Here is a 4,851-nt window from a genome sequence, read left to right as displayed (position 1 = left end):
ACGCCCTCCGCCCTTCACCGACACCCCAACAACCGATTCTCATCTTGATTGTCGCTACGCTCGCATCCTGTCAGTCGCCGCGCAATCGTCAACGCAGCCACGATGCGCTGTCGCATCATCTCAATCAGGGCATCAGGCTGCTCGATGACGAGCTCATTGCCCCAAGTGAATAGGTGCTCCGCCAGCTCCCGCATGCCGCCGCTGGTGAAGCGGATGAGAAGATCTCCATTCTCGAGTTCTTCTATTTGCTGATGGCGATGGAAGCGCCATTCTCGCGCTCGCGAGGCTGCCGATGCGTGGACGCGAAGCACGACGTCTTGCTTCTCGTCTCGCCAGACAGCGAAACTGTCGGCCAGCCAGGCGTCGATGTCCCAGTCATCTGGGGCGCAACCGAGCTTTTCGCTGAGCCGGGGGTCGATCATGCGATCCAGTCGGTAATAGACCGGATCATTTTCTCGGTCGGGCATCTTTCCGACCAAGTACGACAGGGGGCCGTGAACGATGCCATAGGGAATGACCCGTCGCCAGCGAGGCTCCTGCTGCTGAACTGCGGCATAGCTGAATTCGAGGCAGCTACCGGACAATATCGCAGCTTGGACGGTTGCGATTGTCTCGGGGGGCACGGTCGCAACAGGGCCCGCGGTGACCATCGTCCGCTGAAGCCGAGTGAGCGCTTCTAGATCAGGATCAATGCGGCGCTTCTCGCGATCATCGAACGCCCCTTTCACCTTTGCCAGAAGGTTCGCCAATTGGTCGGCACGAACCGTCTGGCCAGCTTCTCGTCGTCCATCCACCTCGGCCTGTAGTGCTGCGACTTCAGCGGCAGTGGGGCGGGTATAAACGCGGCGAAGGCTGTCCCGTATGAGAAAGCGCTTTCGGCGATCTTCTGTCACTTCCTCAAGGTCAAAGTGCCGAGCGATGACGTCGCGCATGCGCTCGGCGGTCCTGCGATTGACGCCGAGCGTTTCCGCCATCTCATCGAGAGTGAGGCCCTCTGTCGATTCCGAAAGCGCGTGAACGAGCGCTAACAATCGATCAAGTTTGGCCATACGATCGGTCATGCTGCACTACCCCCCATTTATGTCCAACTACGACCGCACCCGTCGTTTTTTCAAGAGTCTAAAGGCGGAAATTGAGACCTGCGGCTCGTGGAGGTGCGGCGGTGTTGGCTGGAGGAACAGCGCTGGTTTGAGGATCTACCGAAACAAAAGCTGATCTGCCATTTCGCCGATGCGTTGATACCCGACGATCCGATTTCGCCAAGCTTCCGGGATGCCGTCCTCGCCATAGAGGGCGCCCGCGAGCTGGCCCGTAATGGCAGCTGTCGTATCGGCGTCCTCACCGAGATTGGCGGCAGTAAGGACAGCCTCGGCGAAACTGCCGGTCCGGCCGATGCACCAGAGTGCGGCTTCGAGCGAATACGCCACATAGCCTGACGCGCGGATATCCCGCCTCAGTTTACCGCGCCAGGATCCACCAACGATGTCGAAGATTCTCCCAGTTACGCTGTCTGTGTGGATGCTGAGAACATCGTCGAGGCTGCTGCCGCAAATTGCCATCGCGATCATTCGTGCGTAGATGACGCAGGCATCTACGGCCTCAGTCGCGCCATGCGTGACACGGCTTTGACGTGCAGCTGCTTCTTTGAGGGAAGGGGTGTTGTCATGATACCGCAGAGCGATTGGCGCCAAGCGCATTAAGCTGCCGTTCCCCGCGGTGGAGGGGTCGGTTGATCCCGCGATGGGGTTTCCCGATCGCTCCCAGTGGGCCAATGCCGCACTGACGGTCATGCCGATGTCGAAGCAGTGCCCATTTGATGAATAGGCTCCCTCATCTCGCCATGCGACGAAGCGCTTCATCAGATCGACTTCATCGATGCCTTTGCAAGATATGAGGCTGTCCGCCAAGGCGAGCGCCATTGACGTGTCGTCTGTCCATTCGCCGGGCTTCAGGCCGAAGGGGCCGCCACCGATCATGTCGGTTAGAATGGGATAGGTGTCCCGGCGCGCAAACTCCAATGTCGTTCCCAGTGCGTCGCCTACTGCCAAGCCGATCAAAGCGCCTCGGCCTCGATCACGCGTGGCCGCGAGCGTCATAGCGGGGGCCACCTCTGCGACTGCGACTTTTTGCTGGACGTAGGTGAGCTGCTCATGCGTTTCGATCGCTCCAGGACGAGCCATTCGCACTTGGCCTATGGCAGCCCTGGGCTCGGTTCCCAACTCGACGAGCAGGCGTGCGGCTATCATTCCAGCGCGTCCCAAGCCGCCCTTGCAATGTACCACGATGTCGAAGCCCTGGCGTAGCCGTGAGCGCAGATTTGCGCCGGTGGTGGTCCATTCCTGCTCGAACAGCGGACCCGGGATGCTCACGTCAGCAATGGGCAGATGGAACCAGTCCATGTGACGCGCGCGTACTTCTTCCCCGAGCCGATCCACGCCGAGGCTCTGGAATTCTGAGGGCTCGAGGAGAGAAACGACCGCCGCCGCTCCGCTAGCTTGAATGGCGTCTAGGTCGACGCAAAGGTCGCGGTCCCAGGCGCCCGTCAGCGCATCGTGCTGCTTTTTCCCCGGGCAGAATGTGATTCCTATTCTGCCGCCGTTGGCGCGTGTTTGGACGAACGCGATTTGCAGTGGATGGCTCGAACTGGTGCGGGGGGTATGGGCAGCGTCTCTTTGTTCCATTCTTGTCCTTTTCGAGCCACCTTAATGGCTCCAGCTTGAAGTTGGAGAGAGTTACTACGACCGAATCTGACAGATACGGTCGTACCTACTTCGCCATGGCGTTTGTGAGGCCAAACTGTCTTGACCCAGCAGTCACGATAGGGTGGTGAAAGCATCATAGGGGGAAATATCATGAAGATTGATCGAGATAAGTTGAAAGAGGCAGGAGCCAGCGCCGCAAAGGTCAGCCAGAAAATTGGCGAGAAGACTGTCGATGGGGTGAAGAAGGCTTGGGAAACGGAAATGGGGCGCACGGCCATCACCGGCGCTGCAGCCGGTGCCGCTATCGCTGCGGTCGTCCCGTTCGTTACGGTTGGAGCCGGCTTGCTGATCGGTGGGGCGATTTCCGTGTTGGCGAAGAACGTCAGGTCGGGTCAGTAAACTTCGTCTGGGACCGGAAGCCTGCCAATGGCGAGACGGTCTCAACCTGCCATTGGTCAGCCCCACCTCAGTAGAGGCTGCGGGGTGATCGAGAAACGCTGAACGGAACCTAACATGTTTGGAATATTCCTGTTGGCGGCTGTAACCGTCGTTGATGGCGATACCCTGCGCTTGGACGGAGAACGCGTGCGTCTGGTCGGTATCGATGCCCCTGAGATACATGGGTGTCCGGCGGGCCGCGCCTGTGCTCCTGGCGATGGCCAGGCGAGCAAACGCAGCCTACAAAATCTGATGAACGGATCCCTCAGCATTCGGCGCGTCGGACACGACCGTTATGGTCGTACCCTCGCGCACGTATATGTGAACGGCGTGAATGTTGCCTGTGAGCAGATCGGCCGCGGGCAGGCGGTTTACATGAGGAAGTGGGACAATGGGCTCGAATTGGCGCGGGAGTGCAGGTGATGGCTCGGCGCTGGGATGAGAAGGGTACAGAGGCGGATGGTCCTGCATTCCCCTATCTAGTGGCTTTGGAAGCAATCATTATTGGAGGGCTTATCCTGCTGGGCACGGGCATGATGTTGGTATCGGGCGTTAGGTGGCTCTTTGGTCTCTTCGGTTAAGAGGAAACGGGATGGCGGCCGACAGCCAAAGCGATAGCGCTGTCATGCATGCTAATCGCATCGCGATGGCTCGCGATCTGGTAACAAAATCGCGTTCCGGTTCGACAAACCGATTAGCCCGAGAATTGGGTATTCAATATGCCTACGCACGCCGCATTATGCAGGATCTGGAGGAGTCCGGGTTGGTGAGTGCTCCGGACAAACGCGGCGCGAGAACGGTTGCCTCATGTGTATCTGTCTCGGAGAAATGAGTTGGCGCGGCTAATTCTTATTGCCTTCTTGTTGGTCACCGGCGCTGTTTTTCTGCGCTTGGCTTGGAATGCGGCGCTTAAGATTTTGCGGAGCATCGCCAAAATCGCCTATATCTCAGCGAAGGTGGCGGGAGCGGCTCTGGTGGCGGGATTGGCTGGCCTCGTCGGGTTCTTTGTTCTCCCTATCACTGTCGTCGGTGACTGGTTTGGAATAGCGGTTGTGACTGTCGCGATCGCAGCCTTCGTCCTGTGTTGGAGGAAATTCGCGGTTCGAGTCGGACGCGCCGCTCGTCCGCTGTCCCCGATCGAAGAGGATCAGTCGACGTCCTTCCCAATCATCGAGGAAGCGATCAAGCCTGAGGCGGATCCCCGCATCGCTGAGGCGTGGAAAATGGCGGGAGAGCTTGCACCGGAATATGCTCCGCGTCTTTCCGCAGCTAGGCGCCGCTGCGCTCAACTGTTGGAGATGGCAGCTGGGAACCCGGTCGAATGGAGCATCGTCGATTGTTCGACATTCATCTCGCGCACTGTGCCAGATGCGGTTTCAACGGCAGCCGCACTGATGAGGGACGCGGACCACTCAGAGCGGAGCAGCCTTGCTGGTGAACTGGTCGTTGACCTTGAACGGATCGCGAGCCGCGCGCGTGAGGAAGTCGACAGTCGCCGCCGTCAGCTTCGCAACAGTTGGCACGTTGTCCGAGCCCATATTGCAAGCCGGACAGCCCGCGACGTGTCCTGATGGTGCGGCGGCGGATTCTGACTTTGTGGCATGCTGCACGTCAACGACGCTGATGTGTAGGGCGACATTTACGGAGGCCGGTTGGCGTCAATTATGATGGCCGGTAAGCGGCCGCACCGAGTGGTGGGATTTGGGTATCA

At 59.2% G+C, this 4,851-nt stretch carries 6 protein-coding genes; 4 read left to right on the top strand and 2 right to left on the bottom strand.

Annotated elements, in window-relative coordinates; genetic code table 11:
* Positions 1–14 precede the first annotated feature (14 nt).
* Together K7W03_RS26610 and K7W03_RS26605 are read right to left on the bottom strand one after the other, a co-directional pair.
* The gene (locus K7W03_RS26610) at positions 15–1,061 is read right to left on the bottom strand and encodes a helix-turn-helix transcriptional regulator (RefSeq protein WP_226870541.1); all 1,047 of its coding nucleotides are present in this window, start codon (positions 1,059–1,061) and stop codon (positions 15–17) included.
* A 135-nt stretch (positions 1,062–1,196) separates the two neighbouring features.
* The gene (locus K7W03_RS26605) at positions 1,197–2,681 is read right to left on the bottom strand and encodes an ADP-ribosylglycohydrolase family protein (RefSeq protein ID WP_020819328.1); all 1,485 of its coding nucleotides are present in this window, start codon (positions 2,679–2,681) and stop codon (positions 1,197–1,199) included.
* A gap of 171 nt (positions 2,682–2,852) precedes the next feature.
* Between K7W03_RS26605 and K7W03_RS26600 the strand changes: the two genes are divergently transcribed.
* The 4 genes from K7W03_RS26600 (at position 2,853) to K7W03_RS26585 (ending at position 4,711) form a co-directional block, all read left to right on the top strand.
* On the top strand, positions 2,853–3,101 hold the full coding sequence (locus K7W03_RS26600; protein ID WP_020819327.1) for a hypothetical protein: 249 nt from the start codon (positions 2,853–2,855) through the stop codon (positions 3,099–3,101).
* A 114-nt stretch (positions 3,102–3,215) separates the two neighbouring features.
* Positions 3,216–3,563 carry a thermonuclease family protein gene (locus K7W03_RS26595; protein WP_020819326.1) on the top strand — a complete coding sequence of 116 codons (348 nt, stop codon included), beginning with the start codon at positions 3,216–3,218 and terminating at the stop codon, positions 3,561–3,563.
* A gap of 169 nt (positions 3,564–3,732) precedes the next feature.
* Positions 3,733–3,972 carry a DNA translocase FtsK gene (locus K7W03_RS26590; protein ID WP_084511049.1) on the top strand — a complete coding sequence of 80 codons (240 nt, stop codon included), beginning with the start codon at positions 3,733–3,735 and terminating at the stop codon, positions 3,970–3,972.
* Between the two features lies 1 nt (position 3,973).
* Positions 3,974–4,711, top strand: a complete 738-nt coding sequence (locus K7W03_RS26585) for a hypothetical protein (RefSeq protein WP_037445264.1) — start codon at positions 3,974–3,976, stop codon at positions 4,709–4,711.
* Positions 4,712–4,851 lie beyond the last annotated feature (140 nt).

Source organism: Sphingobium sp. PNB (assembly GCF_019873065.1).
GTDB lineage: Bacteria > Pseudomonadota > Alphaproteobacteria > Sphingomonadales > Sphingomonadaceae > Sphingobium > Sphingobium fuliginis.
The sequence above is the reverse complement of the archived record's forward strand: the minus strand, read 5'-3'. Positions and strand labels throughout refer to the sequence as shown.